The sequence below is a fragment of the Pedobacter miscanthi genome, from assembly GCF_003315595.1.
Taxonomy (GTDB): domain Bacteria; phylum Bacteroidota; class Bacteroidia; order Sphingobacteriales; family Sphingobacteriaceae; genus Pedobacter; species Pedobacter miscanthi.
This window is the reverse complement of record NZ_QNQU01000012.1, coordinates 134,182-149,226: the sequence shown is the minus strand read 5'-3', so window position 1 is coordinate 149,226 and position 15,045 is coordinate 134,182. Positions and strand designations below refer to the sequence as shown.

Sequence of the window (15,045 nt, the reverse complement as noted above, 5' to 3'; positions counted from 1 at the left end):
TAGCAGGGTTTAAGCAGTAAAAATAAAAAATATGTATTTTTTATTGTAAAATTTGTATTACAAAATACTAAATCCTATATTGTATTATTATTAACTAAACTAAACTTTTTTATGAAAAAACTTCTACAAAGTTTGTTCATATTGCTGTTTATTGCCACCTCTGCAACAGCGCAAGATCGAACAATCACAGGGACAGTTACGGCCAGTGAAGATGGGTTACCACTTCCAGGAGTAAGTGTTAAAATCAAAGGTGCAACCGGCGGAACCACAACGGGAGCAGATGGAAAATTCTCGCTTAAAGTGCCCCGGAGCATATCATCACTCGAATTTTCTTCTATCGGATTTATATCAGTAACCAAATCTATTGGTTCTTCAAATACATTAAATATAGCGTTAGAGAGTGATTCGAAAACATTAACTGATGTTGTTGTTGTGGGGTATGGTACCCAAAAGCGTGGTGAAACCACTGGAAGCACTGCATCTGTAAGCGGTTCAGCTATAGCTCAAAAACCAATTCAGAGTTTAGAAGCTGGTTTGGCAGGTAGGGCTTCTGGTGTGCAGATAACTGTACCGGCAGGTGTATTAAATACTCCGCCTGTATTCAGGATAAGGGGTACTAATTCTATTTCGTTAAGTTCTCAGCCTTTGTTCGTGATTGATGGTGTGGTAGCAACCACTGGAGACCAGGGCTTAACTGCTTCTGCAGCAAATCCGTTATCGAGTATTAACCCAAATGATATTGAGAGTATCGATATTGCCAAAGACGCTGCTTCAACCGCTATTTATGGTAGCCGTGCTGCTAATGGTGTTGTATTTGTTACTACTAAAAGAGGTAAAACAGGTTTACCAAAAGTAAATTACGATTTTTGGGTAGGTTGGTCTGAAGCTTATCGCTTGCCAAAATTACTCGATGCTTTTCAGTATACAGATTATAAAAACGAAGCTATAGCCAATGCAAATGCTATCCGCCCTGGAAGTGTTAACGTAACTTTCAACGGTGTTTCGCAACTTCAGAAATTCGTTTTAACAAATGGTCCTGATGGCCAGCCCATCAATACAAACTGGTACGATTATGCTTATCGTACAGGTGTTTCGCAAAACCATAACGTAAATATTTCTGGTGGTACTGAAAATACCAAGTATTATATGGGCTTTGGTTATACTAACCAACAAGGTATTTATCAGAAAAATGATTTTAAAAGATTAAATGGATTATTCAATATTGATAGTAAATTGAATAAATTCATCACCATTGGTGGCAAGCTATCATACTCTAATGAGAAAAATTTGGCTGCAATTTCTTCAGGTTCGTTAAATGGAGAGGCTTACGGCACATCGGGTTTAGCCAGAACGGCATTGGTAAATTCGCCAAATGTATCACCATATAATAATGACGGGAGCTTTAACTTAGGTGCTACATTTGTTGGACCAATGAACAATATTGTAACTGGTAATCAGGTTGGTTTTTATAATTTTGCACAGGTACTTTCTTTAAACCGTGAAAACAACGAATTAGATCATTTACAATCCAATGCATATTTACAGGTTAGCCCATTCAAGTGGTTAAATTTGAAATCAATGTATGGTATTGATTATATTAATAGCGATAACGATATTTTCTATAATCCGGTTCACGGGCCTGGTCAGGGTGTAAGTGGAGAGGCCATTGGAGCTTTCAGAAAAAGAAAAAACTGGACCTGGACCAACACAGCTCAGGCTGATTACGAAATTTCTAAACATAGTTTCAATTTATTGGTTGGACAAGAGCAACAGAGAAATACGGTTACTGGTTACGGCATCGACCGCCAAGGTTTAACAGACCCGGCCTATGATGTAGTACAGGCGGGATTTACGTTGAATAATTCTACTGGAGCAGCTTATGGAGAAAATTACCTGCTTTCTTACTTCAGTCGTTTAAATTATAATTACGACGGTAAATATTTCTTGAGTGGTAACTTAAGACAAGATGAATATTCGGCCCTGGGGATTAAAAAAGGAACTTTCTGGGGAGCATCTGCAGGATGGGAAATCACCAAAGAAAATTTCTGGGTTAGTGCCGGTTTAGATAAAGTATTTAGCAGTTTCAAAATTAAAGGTAGTTATGGTAAAGTTGGTAATATTTCTGGTATCGGAGATTATGCTACTTTTTCTACTTATGGTTCTGCTTTGTATGGTGGTATTCCATCATCTATATATAGTGCTGCCGGAAACAAAGAGCTTACCTGGGAAACGAGTAAAAAAACGGATATTGGTATTAACTTCGGTGTCTTAAAAGGTAGGATCGATTTTGAAATTGATTATTATAAAAACAACATTGATGGTTTGATCCTTAATGTATCTCAATCCCCATCAACCGGGGTTCCGTCAACAGTTGCTACCAATATTGGTTCTATGTATAATAAGGGCTGGGAGTTTAATGTGAATGCTTCACCACTCAAATCTACAGATTTTTCTTGGACCAGTAACTTCAATATTGCCTATAATAAAAACGAGGTTACTGCCTTAGCTCCTGGTTTAACTGAAATTATAACCCCAACAGGCTCTACTACAACAGGAGAAAATGTTAACCGTTCCATTCCTGGATATTCCATTGGTTACCTTTATGTGGTGCGTACAGGGGGGGTAGATCCTGCAACTGGAAGAAGAATATTCTATAACAAAGCAGGTAGAGCAGTTACTTATCAACATATAGTACCTACTGGTCAAGCAAATTGGACTTATCTTGATAATGGTGCTACTGCTCCAGCTATAACCCAAAGTGCTGATGCGGAAATGTATCACAATACTGCCCCTAAGTTCTATGGTGGTTTTGATAATACTTTTCGTTACAAAAATTTTGATTTAAATGTGATGCTAACTTATCAGTTAGGTTTCTGGGTATCTTATGGAACTAATGCAGGTTTGCACGATCAGAGGTATTGGAACAATGCAGTTGATGTGTTGAACCGTTGGCAAAAACCTGGTGATATCACCGATTTCCCAAGAGCGGTGTATACTGATAACGTTTCTTATGGTAATACTATTCCATTGGATATAAATGTGTTCAAAGGAGATTTTGTTAAATTAAGAAATCTAAGCCTTGGTTATACTATTCCTCAAACTGCGTTCGGAAAATCGGGTATTAACCGCCTTCGTGTTTATGTAGCAGGTCAAAACCTTGCCATTATAACTAAGTATCCAGGTCCAGATCCGGAAGTTTCTTCAAATGGATCAAGCTCATCTGGTCAAGGTTCGGATAGAAACTCTGGTCCAAATGCTAGAACTTATACCATGGGACTTAGCTTAGGTTTTTAAAATTTAAAGGAAAAAATCATGAACAAAAGAAATTTATATATAGCAATAGTATGTTCGGCTGTCGTATTTACAAGTTCTTGCAAAAGAGAATTTCTAGACCCCGCACTAAAAACTTCTGTGGCTGCAGAAAATGCTTTCGATACGCAATTCCGAATTGAAAGTCAGGCAAACTCATTATATGGTTCATTAAAAAATGGCTCATTTTACGGGGGTAGATATTTGGTTTATGGAAGCATTAGAGGAGAAGATTTTATAAACGAAACCGGAAACTTGGTGACAGCATCCGATGTTTGGAGCATGAACCTTGCCAATAGTGCAACTTCGGTTAAAAGTTTATGGTCTCAAGCTTATGTTACCATTAACAGGTGTAATGTTTTTATAGATGGTATGGCCTCGAAAGGTAATTCGGTTGTAGGTGATGCGTTAGGTGCGAAATATACTGCCGAAGCAAGATTAATTAGAGCTCTATCTTACTACAGCCTATTGCAGGTGTTTGCAAGGCCATACGCAGATGGAAACGGAAGTAAGCCTGGCCTACCATTGCGATTAACAGGTATTACCGGGCCTGGATTTTCAGATTTAGCAAGAAGTACAGTTGATCAGGTTTATACCCAAATTATTTCTGATTTAAATTATGCAGAAGCAAATCTTCCGGCAACAAATGCTACAGCTTTACTTAACACTACAAGAGCACATAAAAATACAGCGATTGCTTTAAAAACAAGAGTTTATTTAAGTATGGGCAAATGGACCGACGTTATTACAGAAGCAAATAAATTGGTGCCAGCAGTGGCGCCGTTTAAAGCAAAGGTGAATGTTCCGAATGATTTAGTTTCAGATATTGCATCTGTTTTCAAAACACCATATACAACTGCTGAATCTGTATTTTCATTACCAATGACTACTTCAGCCAGCCCGTTAGATTATCCTGGCACACAAAATTCTTTGGCTTCGTATTTTTATTTTACAAATGCCACACCTGGTACAACAGAGTTTTCATTAAACCCTGCTGGTGTTATCGCTAATACTGGCTGGAAGTCGACTGATAAAAGAAGAGCTTTGATTTTTACCTCAGCAGCATCAAAACAGTTTGTAGCTAAATTTACTACAGCCAGTCCTTATACAGATTATGTTCCTGTAATCAGATGGGCTGAGGTTCTTCTAAACTTGGCAGAAGCTAGAGTGCGTAGTACAAATACTGTTGATGCTCAGGCATTATTGTTGCTGAATGCGGTACGTCAGCGTTCAGATGCAACTACAGTGCTTGCTCCTGCTACTGTTAGCGATTTTACTGATGCTTTATTATTAGAAAGAAGAATAGAGTTTTTAGGAGAAGGTTTAAGGGCACCGGATTTAACGAGATTATTGCTAACTATTCCACTAAAAGGTAGTGCACCAGCTAAATCGCCAACTGAAACCGGTTACATTTGGCCAATATCTTCAGAAGAGTTATCATTGAATAGATTAATGACAGACAATTAAATGAAAAGGGGGTTGTGAATCTACAATCCCCTTTTTATTTTGTAAATTTTCTCTACTTCTTATCCACACTATATTTCCCTGGTCCGATAAAGATCAATCCGAAAAATACAATGCCTAATTCTATTGCATGGCTGGCTCCGCCCAACCCATCGCCTTTGCCGAAATGCACCAAAGCGGCAATAATCATGGTGAAGATTAATAAAATCAATGCCGGTCTAAAAAATAAGCCTACAATTAATAGAAAACCGCCAAAGGTTTCTGTCGCCGCAGCCATAAAACCCCAAAATATTGGCAGAAAATCTATGCCGATTACTTTCATGCTCCCACCTAAGCCTGTCCAGCCATTTGGCCCGCCGGCAAGTTTTGGAAAACCGTGAATAATGAACATTACTCCTATGCCTAAACGCAAAAGTAGTAAACCTGTATTCCGGTATTTCCCTAAATTATCTAAAATCGCCATCTTATAAATATTTAAATTGAACGTTATTGGTTTCTACATTTAATGCTACCTCAGCACCTAAAGTCATGCATAAGTTGTTTTCGATATGTCCTGTTGGAAAATTAAAACAAACCGGATAATCATATTCCTTAACAATATCCCAGATTACCTCATCAGCTGTCTGTCCAAATGAAATCTTTTCTTCCGCTATTTCATTAAAAGCACCAACAATCAAACCTTTTAACTTTGATAGTTTACCAGCTCTTTTCAACATCCGCAACATACGGTCGATGCTGTACTCATGCTCGCCAACATCTTCCATAAATAAGATTTTATTTGTAAAATCCATTTCCGAAACCGAACCCTGCATCATGGCTAATAGCGTGAGGTTACCACCAATTAAAATACCAGTGGTATTCCCTGCCCTATTTTTAAATGTGCTTTGATAATTATATGTCTGTTTTTCGCCAAATAAGGCCTTCTGTAAAGACGTCAGGGCCTCCGGAGTAGATTCATCAAAAGTATAGGGCATTTGTGCATGCAGACATTGTGTATGGCATTGCGCAATTAAATGTGAAAGGAGTACGGTGATATCGCTAAAGCCCACAAACCATTTCGGGTTTTTGTCGAATTCAGTAAAATCAAGGTCATCAATGATGCGGATGGTGCCATAACCCCCACGACCAGAAATAATGGCTTTTATAGATGGATCATCCAGAAAACGCTGGATATCTTTTGTCCTTAAATTGTCGCTTCCGGCAAATTGGTGGTGACTTGCATACACACTATCACCTAAAATTACCTCTAAACCCCAGCTTTTTAATATTTCAATGGCTTGGTCTATCGGTTTGGGTAATTTTTTTGCCGGACAAACGAGGGCAATTTTATCTCCTTTTTTTAAATACGGGGGCTGCTTAATCATCTTCAAAACACTTATCTTTGCCAAATTAATAAAAATTGTTTTGGATAATAGTAAAATAAAAAGATATACCGTAACTGCAGCGCTTCCATATACCAATGGACCGGTTCATATTGGGCACCTTGCCGGTGTTTACATTCCTGCAGATATTTATGCCCGTTACCTGAGATCGAATAAACGCGATGTGAAATTCATCTGCGGATCTGACGAAAACGGTGTTCCGATTACTTTAAAGGCCAAAAGAGAGGGTATTACTCCTCAGGAAGTGGTAGATAAGTACCATAAAATTATTGGCGATTCTTTTAAAGAGTTTGGGGTTTCTTTTGATATTTACCACCGTACTTCTTCCCTAACCCACCACCAAACAGCTGCCGATTTCTTCGAAACGCTTTATGAAAAAGGAGTTTTTACCGAAGAAATCACCGAACAATACTACGATCCTAGTGCCAAACAATTTTTGGCCGATCGTTACATCACCGGTACCTGTCCAAAATGTGGTAACGAAAATGCTTATGGCGATCAGTGCGAAAACTGCGGTTCTACACTTAATGCCACTGATTTAATCAATCCAAAATCTACCCTATCCGGCGATAAACCGATTTTAAAAGAGACAAAAAACTGGTTTTTACCACTTGATAAATACGAAGACCGATTACGTACATATATCGAAAGTCATAAAGAATGGCGCCCGAATGTTTACGGGCAATGCCAAAGCTGGTTAAATGCAGGTTTACAGCCAAGGGCGATGACAAGGGATTTGGATTGGGGCGTTCGTGTTCCGCTTCGCGATGCAGAAGGTAAAGTACTTTATGTTTGGTTTGATGCACCTATAGGTTACATTTCGGCCACAAAAGAACTTTGCAATTATGCAAAACTCGACGTATGGAACCCGAAAGCAGAAGAATATTATATTAGTAGCTATGAAAATGATAAGTGTGGCTGGGAAGAGTACTGGAAAAGTGATGAAACCAAATTGGTGCACTTTATAGGTAAAGATAATATCGTGTTCCACTGTATTATTTTCCCTGCGATGTTAATGGCGCATGGTGAATATACGTTGGCAGATAACGTTCCGGCAAATGAGTTTTTAAATCTCGAAGGTCAGAAAATATCCACTTCTAAAAACTGGGCAGTTTGGCTGAACGAATATTTAAGGGAATTTGAAGGCAAACAAGATGTTTTACGTTATGTATTAACGGCAACTGCTCCTGAAACCAAGGATAACGATTTTACCTGGAAGGATTTTCAGGCACGGAACAATAATGAATTGGTTGCTATTCTGGGTAATTTCGTAAACCGTGTAGTGGTACTTACCCATAAATATTTTGGTGGTTCGGTACCTACCTGTATGGAGATTACCGAGGTTGACCAGGCCGTTATCGATGAACTGGCTGGCTATCCTGCTAAAATTTCTGCATCTATCGAAAATTACCGTTTTAGGGAAGCTTTATCAGAAGTAATGAATGTTGCCCGTTTGGGTAATAAATACCTTGCAGAAACCGAACCGTGGAAGCTGATTAAAACAGATGAAGACCGCGTTCGGACAATATTGCACATTGCACTTCAGATTGCGGCCAATATCCAGATTTTGATCGAGCCTTTCCTGCCTTTTACAGCAGAAAAACTAATGAAAATGCTTAAAAACGGCGGACATGATTGGGAAAATGCAGGTACTGTTAACTTGTTAAAAAGAGGTCACGAGATTGGTGAAGCTGTGCTTTTATTCGAAAAAATAGAGGATTCCGAAATTGATTTCCAGATTGAAAAATTAAACCAAAGCAAAGTGAGCAATGCGGCAGCTACGGCAACGGCTGTACCTGCAAAAGAAAATATCCAGTTTGATGATTTCTCGGCAATGGATATCCGTGTAGCCACCATTATTGCTGCTGAAAAGGTAGAAAAAACAAAAAAACTGTTGAAATTAACCGTAAACACTGGAATTGATGAAAGGACAGTGGTTTCAGGCATCGCAGAATATTATAAACCTGAAGATATTGTTGGTAAACAGGTAAGCATGATCGTAAACCTTGCACCAAGAGAAATTAAGGGAATTTTATCACAGGGAATGATCCTGATGGCAGAAAATGCTGAAGGAAAACTTACTTTTGTGGCTCCTGCAGAGAAGTTTCAGGAAGGTAGTGTGATCAGATAAATCCAATCTGTCAAAATAAAAAAAAGCCATTTGATCTGTTCCGGTCAAATGGCTTTTTGCTTAATAATAAAAGCGGATTATGGGTTCATACGGTTAAAATATTCACTTATGGTGTCGTTGTTTGCATTTGCCCTATCCGCACTAGTACCAAAGGTTAATTCCGTTTTTCCTTCTTTCATCTGATCAAATACGGATGTTACAAAATCGCTTACGGCAGGGTGTGCATCATGGATGCCTTTACCACCTAAATCGGTATTTAACGCTGGCGGAATCATTTCGATTACTTCTATCTTCGAATCTTTCAGACTGTGGCGTAACGAAAGTGTAAATGAACGCATAAAAGCTTTTGTTCCGCAATACACAGGCACCTGAGAAAAAGGCACAAATGCCAATCCTGATGTTACATTAATAATAGTATCTAACGAATTCAGATTGATAAAGAGTTTTGTTAAATGAAGTGGCGCCAAAACATTGGTGGTAATTTCATCACTTGCTTTTTCATAAAAATCATTATCACCAACATTCATCCAGTTTTGGATACCGGCATTGTTTACCAATACATTTAAATCGCTGTGGTTTTCTGCAATCCAGTTGTACAAGTCTATTCTGCCTTTTTCATCAGATAAATCGCATACTTTGGTGATTACTGTGGGCAATTTTTCTGCTGCTTCCTGCAAGGCGGATTCACGACGGCCACAGATAATTACAGTATTGTTTTCTTGTATAAAACGTTCGGCCAATCCAAGGCCGATGCCTGTCGCTCCGCCTGTGATCAGGATTTTATTATTTGCTAATTTCATATTCTAATAAATTGATAGTCAAAGATGAGGCTATTGAAAAGATTTTTTATGGTGAGTAGTACAGTTTTTTATTTTTAACCTGTTAATAAAAAAATATCCTTTAAATAAATCTCTTTTGCCAGGCAGGGATAAGCTGTCATTTATTTTTGTGTCTTTTAATAAACAATTTCATTTCATAAAATGCTTTTTAAATTGGTTTCCCTGCATCAAAACTTTTATTATATTTGCGCTGCTCAAATAAAATGGTCCCGTAGTTCAACGGATAGAATGGAAGTTTCCTAAACTTTAGATATGAGTTCGATTCTCGTCTGATTATCAATGCTTTAAATGATTTAATCTCAGCCTTGAGGCATCAAATGAGGTTAAACCATGTTTACAACACCAAAAATCTTTACTCCCAAATCGTCAAAAGGACGCTCTTATGTAATTTATAATTATGATGGAAAAAGAGTTCGTCATTATAACGGGAACTGTTTAAATCTTAACATCAATCCCAATCAGTTTACCAATATTAAGGATAGAGACAGACTTGCTCAGCAATTATTATTTGAGGTAAACTCTGCTTTAAAAAGTGGATGGAATCCTTTTGAGGTAGAATCTGAAAAACCAAGTTTAAAAGAGTCCCTATCGATAATACTCGCAGAGAAATTGGAATCTAATCTTTGTGACCTTTATAAACGTAACCTAAAGGCTGTACATCGAATGTTTGTTGAGTTTTTGCCATCATCCGATTTAAATGGAAAATGCGATAGTCTAAAGCTTGATAAAGTAGAAACTTTCTTGAACAAGTTCCAAACCAGTGAACGAAATTATATTAATAGGCGTAGATGCTTAGGTATGTTCTTCAATGAAATGGTTAGGAAAGGATTTGCAACACACAATATTGTAAAGAATACAAAACCTGCTAAAGCAAAAGCATCGTTACATGTTCCTTACTCGGATAAGCAGTTGAGAGGCGTACTTGATTATTTAAAATGCCATCAACCAAATCTTCACTTATGCTGTTTGTTGACTTATGGGTGTTTGCTTAGGCCACATCATGAAATACGGTTATTAAAGTTAAGGCATATCGTTAAGGATTTTGCTCAAATTCAGCTATCGGGAAGTGAGAACAAAAGTAAACGCATTAGAACAGTTCATATTCCTGTTTATATTCAGGATGTGCTTCGTGAACGGTTACAAGCTATTGATGATCCAGAGGCGAATATCTTTACGCTCACTAGCGAACCGTATAGCGTTGGTTACTTTAACTTGATGTGGGGAAAGGAGAAGATCAAGATGTTTAAAGAAAAGATACTGGAAGCGAACCAAACCATTTATTCATTTAGGCATACTGCTGTTATTAATGTTTACCAAAAAACTAAGGATTTACACATCGTACAGCAACTTTTACAGCATTCTAATATGATCGTTACCCTTAATTACTTGAGGGGCTTAGGTGAGATAAATGATGATAAATTAAAGGATGTGCTTCCATCATTATAGGCACAACCTATAATCATTTGATAAACTATAGTTTTATAATGCCCTGGGCAAGCACTGCCCAAGGCATTTATTTTTACCTCATGCATTCGTCTGCAAAACTGTAATAGTTATAATTGGTAACGATTAAATGATCACAGACCTCGATATCCAATAGTTTTCCTCCATCCATTAACTTTTGGGTCAGTCTTTTATCAGCCTCACTTGGGGCTGTGTTAGAGCTTGGGTGGTTGTGTGCCAATATTATTTTACTACTATTCGTCTTTAAAGCAACTGAAAATATAATCTTCGGATCTGCTAACGTTCCCTGTACTCCACCTGTGGATATATCCACTATTCCCAATACTCGGTTACTGGTATTTAGCAATATCACCTTAAATTCTTCTAACAGTTCAATCTTTCCAACTTGCCAATGTTGCATTAATATTCGGTAAGCATCTTGAGAGCTGTTAATTTTTGGTCGTTCCGTAATGTTGTAGTCTGATTTGTAACTGACTTCGACTTCAGCCACTTTGAATGGGTTTTGTTCTTGTACCATGAAATTTAAATTAATATGGTACGAGGGCAAGCTTTAATCAATCAAGTCCAAGAAGCAAACGAATAAATAGCCTGTGCTGTGGGATTGAGCGTTTATGCGGGAAGTTTTTGGACGCTTCAGCAGATTAAAGCTTAAATTTGTGTAATAATTGATTATATAAAAATGGTAAATCAAATATCGAAGGAGATTTTATGTTAAAAGAATTATCTAATTCCGCTATATATATCGGAACTAGTCTTAATCTCCTTGTAATACCGATCTATTATTTCTTTGGAAAGGTAGCTTCCTAAAAAAACATATTCTTTAGTAACATTATCTTGATCGACAAATCTCGCCAAAACTAAAGCGTCGGAATCATTCTGCGTTTTGCTAAGTATAAATTTTGCTGCCAAGGGGCTGATTATAACATCTTTTAAAACCACTTGACTTTTGGTGGTAAATATATTGGCCTCTCCCCAAGTTCCGTAAGAGTTAGACTGATGTTGTATAAAATTACTTATTTGATCTAATTGAATGATTTCTAGAAGTATATTTCGTGAAATGTTAGTCAAGAAAACATTCGGAAGCATTTTTGCACTAATTCTCAAATCTTCCCCATAGTTAAAGAAACTAAAATCAATTTTATTATTTATGGATACCTCAGGCTTTATATCATACTCTAACGTTTGCCTCAATAAGATTCCATACTTTTCACTATAAGTTCCGATTCCACTGCCGCTATAGTTGTTGGGATCATTGATGCTTTCGGTTTGCCCATTTGATGGACTATTGAGCTCTTCAGAACTTTTTGTTTCTTGACAAGAAGAAAATAGCAATAGGTTAGATGTAATAAGTAGAAAATTTATTAAGATTTGCTTTGTTTTCATTGAACTCTTTATAATGGATATATGATAAAATCTCGAAGAGATAAATTAATAGTTCTTAGGTTTATTTTTTAAAGAATAATTATATTTCAATCTTGAATTCAAGAAGTAATTTATGTATCATTTCAAATCAAATATTTTAAGACAATAAATATTTATACTATAACCACAATAAAAAAGTGTCCTAATCCGGTTTGAGGTTTTTTCCAAACGTAAACAGAAACATTTCAATGTTTTCAGGTTCGCATTCCAACTTATTCGCAATTGAGGTAGTAAGTTCTAAAAACAAGGGATATTTTTTCTCTGCAATAGTTCCGTAGCTTATTGGTAACAGAGTTTCATACTGCGAAAAGCCTTTACTTGATAATGCATCAATCAGTCGAAGATCTAAAATCTGGCACTGATGCCCGTTGATTTTTATTTCAAAAAAGTAAAGTAGTTTACTAATTGTAGATAATGCTAAACCTTTTACTCCTTTCAGCTTATCCATCAATACCCAATAGTCATCTGTTGTTGGATTCTCTTTGTTTCTTATGGTAAAAATAGACTCCTCGATAATTTCAATTGATTTTAGCATATTTATGAAATGCTCACCTCGCATTCCTTGTGGATAGCCCCAATAGATAGTTAAAATTATGCTTTGTCGAATATTTGAAATACAACTAAAGATATCTTTCCTAGAAATACTTAATTTCAAATACGAACCAAACACTTCATCATTTAATACTCTTAACCAAGGTACTTCCTTTTCTGCTTTAACCCATGTTGATCTTTTTGTAGAAAAACAGATGTCTCGTACTGGAAGTTCCTTGATTAAACCTGCGTATAAGCTAATCATGCTTTTCAATAACTAGATTTGAAACCGGTTGAGTCTTAAACTCTTTTAGCTCTAGTAATAAATTATCGATAAACTCGAAAAGTAATTCTTCTTGATTGAAGCTAAAATGTTTTTCAACATTAGATTTGTTGTCTCCTTCGTAATTAAAATCTTTTAACGATGATATGAATGGGAGATTTACTTTAATATCATAATTCTCATCTTTAGAATTCCAAAAGTGCACCTTATAGCCTCTTTCGCTGCACCAAATATCCATTTTAAGATATAAATTTTCCAATTCAAAAGCTTCAAATACTGTATCGCGATTTTTATACCTCCAAATATTTTTAAATGGATAGCATTTTCCCTTATATCTTTCTTCAATTCTGATTGCTAAATATTCAGGTAGATCGTTCAGCATATTTCTTACGGAAAGCGATGTTTGTAGATTATCACTTTCCTTTAAGGTTAGGTAAAATTTTTCTAGTGTAATTGTGTCCATAGAGTTTGTATTTAAAAACTTAATTAAGTTGCCGTACTGTCGTAGTATAAAAAGACTTTCAGAATTATTGCATTCTATTATTGATGGAACTATCCAATTATCAAATAAATTTGTGCTTCCGAGACTATATGAGGGTACGAAATATATCACTGGATTTATCCTTTGAATCTCGTCAATCGTCCAGTCGCTCTGATTTAGATATTTAGATGAATTCAAAGTTAGATAGACAATTGCCTCAACGATGTAATTTTCAGACACGATTTCGAAATATCTTGGTATTTGTCTGTGCTGATCTATTGCATTATATATTTTGTTTTCGATTAATATAGCCTTGCCACTATTTGAATCCGAAATGAGTATATCGATGTTATTCTCCTCTCTTGACACTCTTGCGTTTTGAAAATCAGATAGATTTATGTTCCGTTGAGGATTGCATTTATTTAATAGATGAATGAATGCATGTAGAAACTTATTCCCTTCTCCGTGTTTCGCGTTTGGATCTAAGAAAGCCTTAATAATGTCGCTATGAAAATTTTCTCGGTAGTATAAGTCTGATGAAATAGTAAAAACATTAAACCCAATTTCTGACCTATTTCGGGAAGAATAGTCATAATTTCTTGCAGGCTCTTTTACATTTTGCAAGTAGGATTTAGTTTCCTTTGCTTGTTGTTCGATTACTTGACGCCAGTCGTTTAGTATTTGCATATTTAAAAATTAAAGGACACTAAAATAAATTGTATTACCCTTGAATATAAACTGTCCTAGAATGTTAGAAGTTAAATTTCATTTTCGCTTCTTTCCAGTTCTTTTTTAAGATTGGCGATTTTAAAGAAGTTTCACCATCACTATTTTCCCCTGAGTAATGGCAATACTTTTCTTTGTAGGTTTCATTGCCATATCGCTTCCATGATTTGTATGCAGCATCAGAATACGGAGCTTTAATGTTAAATGGTATATTAACACCAGTCCTTATACAGAATCCTAGGTGTATAGAACCCTAACAGCTATAGGCTTTTTAAAAAAGGTTTCAGAATTATCTTCATCATATTCCTCAACTAATTTGGAAGAAAACCCAAGCCATGAACTTTCATAAACTTTTCCTTTATGGTAAACTGGTATCGAGCTTTCAATTACTTTATCAACAAATTCTAAAGCTTCATCCCAAGCCAACTCAATTTTTGAGTTATTTAGTGCACCTAAAATGGATGATGGTTTCTCAATTACAAATGCTGCTTCAAAATTATAAGCTTGTGAAAATTCGTGTAAGTTTAATGAGGTCAGCATTAATCGATCTTCAGAACAGTAAATTTTAGCGTGCAGTTCTTTAACATAGCTGATACGGATATTCTGCAATGTCTTTAGAAATTCAAAATCTTCATTGCTTAAACTTTTATTAGGATTATTATCATTCTTGCCAAATACAACCTCAATTTCAATCTCTGGCTTATTCTTCGTCAAGTAGGTGAGCTCTGATTTTATTTTATTAGTAAGTTTAATATAAGGAGAAACCAGAGTTAAATAAACATTTGTTTCTCTTATTGTTTGAATTATTTTAGCGCTGATGGCATCGCCATCTAGAAATTTAATCATTGGAGTCGTTAATTATTTGAGATCGCCCCTATAAGTATGTTCTCTTGATATCCCAGTTTTAAATCGTTTGTTTATTATCTCAATATAGGCGTCAATTTTCATAAATTGGTATCGTATTAGAATAAATGATTGAAAGGGAGCATATTGCCGTTTAGAATAAATGTAGA

The 15,045-nt window shown here is 36.1% G+C and carries 12 protein-coding genes and 1 tRNA gene; 5 read left to right on the top strand and 8 right to left on the bottom strand.

From position 1 onward, the window contains the following. The first annotated feature begins 111 nt into the window (after positions 1 to 111). On the top strand, positions 112 to 3,294 hold the full coding sequence (locus DRW42_RS15310; RefSeq protein ID WP_113949699.1) for a SusC/RagA family TonB-linked outer membrane protein: 3,183 nt from the start codon (positions 112 to 114) through the stop codon (positions 3,292 to 3,294). An 18-nt stretch (positions 3,295 to 3,312) separates the two neighbouring features. Next, on the top strand, positions 3,313 to 4,776 hold the full coding sequence (locus DRW42_RS15305) for a RagB/SusD family nutrient uptake outer membrane protein (RefSeq protein WP_113949698.1): 1,464 nt from the start codon (positions 3,313 to 3,315) through the stop codon (positions 4,774 to 4,776). Positions 4,777 to 4,828: 52 nt separating this feature from the next. Here DRW42_RS15305 and DRW42_RS15300 read toward each other — a convergent pair whose 3' ends face one another. Further along, positions 4,829 to 5,236 (bottom strand): DoxX family protein, encoded by a 408-nt coding sequence (locus tag DRW42_RS15300; protein ID WP_113949697.1) that lies wholly within the window; start codon positions 5,234 to 5,236, stop codon positions 4,829 to 4,831. A 1-nt stretch (position 5,237) separates the two neighbouring features. Next, positions 5,238 to 6,137: a S66 peptidase family protein gene (locus DRW42_RS15295; protein ID WP_113949696.1), complete on the bottom strand. Its 900-nt coding sequence runs from the start codon at positions 6,135 to 6,137 to the stop codon at positions 5,238 to 5,240. A gap of 40 nt (positions 6,138 to 6,177) precedes the next feature. Here DRW42_RS15295 and metG point away from each other — a divergent pair, with 40 nt between their 5' ends. Continuing rightward, positions 6,178 to 8,286, top strand: a complete 2,109-nt coding sequence (gene metG, locus DRW42_RS15290) for a methionine--tRNA ligase (protein WP_113949749.1) — start codon at positions 6,178 to 6,180, stop codon at positions 8,284 to 8,286. Between the two features lie 77 nt (positions 8,287 to 8,363). Here metG and DRW42_RS15285 read toward each other — a convergent pair whose 3' ends face one another. Continuing rightward, complete coding sequence (locus DRW42_RS15285; protein ID WP_113949695.1) at positions 8,364 to 9,086, bottom strand: SDR family oxidoreductase; 723 nt, start codon at positions 9,084 to 9,086, stop codon at positions 8,364 to 8,366. Positions 9,087 to 9,329: 243 nt separating this feature from the next. Between DRW42_RS15285 and DRW42_RS15280 the strand changes: the two genes are divergently transcribed. Next, a tRNA-Arg gene (locus tag DRW42_RS15280) sits at positions 9,330 to 9,402 on the top strand. Positions 9,403 to 9,455: 53 nt separating this feature from the next. Continuing rightward, complete coding sequence (locus DRW42_RS15275) at positions 9,456 to 10,571, top strand: tyrosine-type recombinase/integrase (protein ID WP_113949694.1); 1,116 nt, start codon at positions 9,456 to 9,458, stop codon at positions 10,569 to 10,571. Positions 10,572 to 10,644: 73 nt separating this feature from the next. Here DRW42_RS15275 and DRW42_RS15270 read toward each other — a convergent pair whose 3' ends face one another. From DRW42_RS15270 to DRW42_RS15250, 5 genes are all read right to left on the bottom strand, one after another. Beyond that, on the bottom strand, positions 10,645 to 11,106 hold the full coding sequence (locus DRW42_RS15270) for a JAB domain-containing protein (RefSeq protein WP_113949693.1): 462 nt from the start codon (positions 11,104 to 11,106) through the stop codon (positions 10,645 to 10,647). Between the two features lie 203 nt (positions 11,107 to 11,309). Continuing rightward, positions 11,310 to 11,972, bottom strand: coding sequence for a hypothetical protein (locus tag DRW42_RS15265; RefSeq protein ID WP_113949692.1), 663 nt, complete (start codon positions 11,970 to 11,972; stop codon positions 11,310 to 11,312). 181 nt (positions 11,973 to 12,153) lie between these two features. After that, on the bottom strand, positions 12,154 to 12,807 hold the full coding sequence (locus DRW42_RS15260) for an 8-oxoguanine DNA glycosylase OGG fold protein (protein ID WP_113949691.1): 654 nt from the start codon (positions 12,805 to 12,807) through the stop codon (positions 12,154 to 12,156). After that, positions 12,800 to 13,993 (bottom strand): PDDEXK-like family protein, encoded by a 1,194-nt coding sequence (locus DRW42_RS15255; RefSeq protein WP_113949690.1) that lies wholly within the window; start codon positions 13,991 to 13,993, stop codon positions 12,800 to 12,802. The genes DRW42_RS15260 and DRW42_RS15255 overlap by 8 nt, the downstream gene beginning before the upstream one ends. Positions 13,994 to 14,269: 276 nt before the next feature. Further along, positions 14,270 to 14,878, bottom strand: a complete 609-nt coding sequence (locus DRW42_RS15250) for a phospholipase D-like domain-containing protein (protein WP_113949689.1) — start codon at positions 14,876 to 14,878, stop codon at positions 14,270 to 14,272. Positions 14,879 to 15,045: the final 167 nt, after the last annotated feature.

Coding starts and splice junctions, on each gene's coding strand:
- DRW42_RS15310 (WP_113949699.1), top strand. CDS start 112: ATGAAAAAACTTCTACAAAGTTTGTTCATATTGCTGTTTATTGCCACC.
- DRW42_RS15305 (WP_113949698.1), top strand. CDS start 3,313: ATGAACAAAAGAAATTTATATATAGCAATAGTATGTTCGGCTGTCGTA.
- DRW42_RS15300 (WP_113949697.1), bottom strand. CDS start 5,236: ATGGCGATTTTAGATAATTTAGGGAAATACCGGAATACAGGTTTACTA.
- DRW42_RS15295 (WP_113949696.1), bottom strand. CDS start 6,137: ATGATTAAGCAGCCCCCGTATTTAAAAAAAGGAGATAAAATTGCCCTC.
- DRW42_RS15285 (WP_113949695.1), bottom strand. CDS start 9,086: ATGAAATTAGCAAATAATAAAATCCTGATCACAGGCGGAGCGACAGGC.
- DRW42_RS15275 (WP_113949694.1), top strand. CDS start 9,456: ATGTTTACAACACCAAAAATCTTTACTCCCAAATCGTCAAAAGGACGC.
- DRW42_RS15270 (WP_113949693.1), bottom strand. CDS start 11,106: ATGGTACAAGAACAAAACCCATTCAAAGTGGCTGAAGTCGAAGTCAGT.
- DRW42_RS15265 (WP_113949692.1), bottom strand. CDS start 11,972: ATGAAAACAAAGCAAATCTTAATAAATTTTCTACTTATTACATCTAAC.
- DRW42_RS15260 (WP_113949691.1), bottom strand. CDS start 12,807: ATGATTAGCTTATACGCAGGTTTAATCAAGGAACTTCCAGTACGAGAC.
- DRW42_RS15255 (WP_113949690.1), bottom strand. CDS start 13,993: ATGCAAATACTAAACGACTGGCGTCAAGTAATCGAACAACAAGCAAAG.
- DRW42_RS15250 (WP_113949689.1), bottom strand. CDS start 14,878: ATGATTAAATTTCTAGATGGCGATGCCATCAGCGCTAAAATAATTCAA.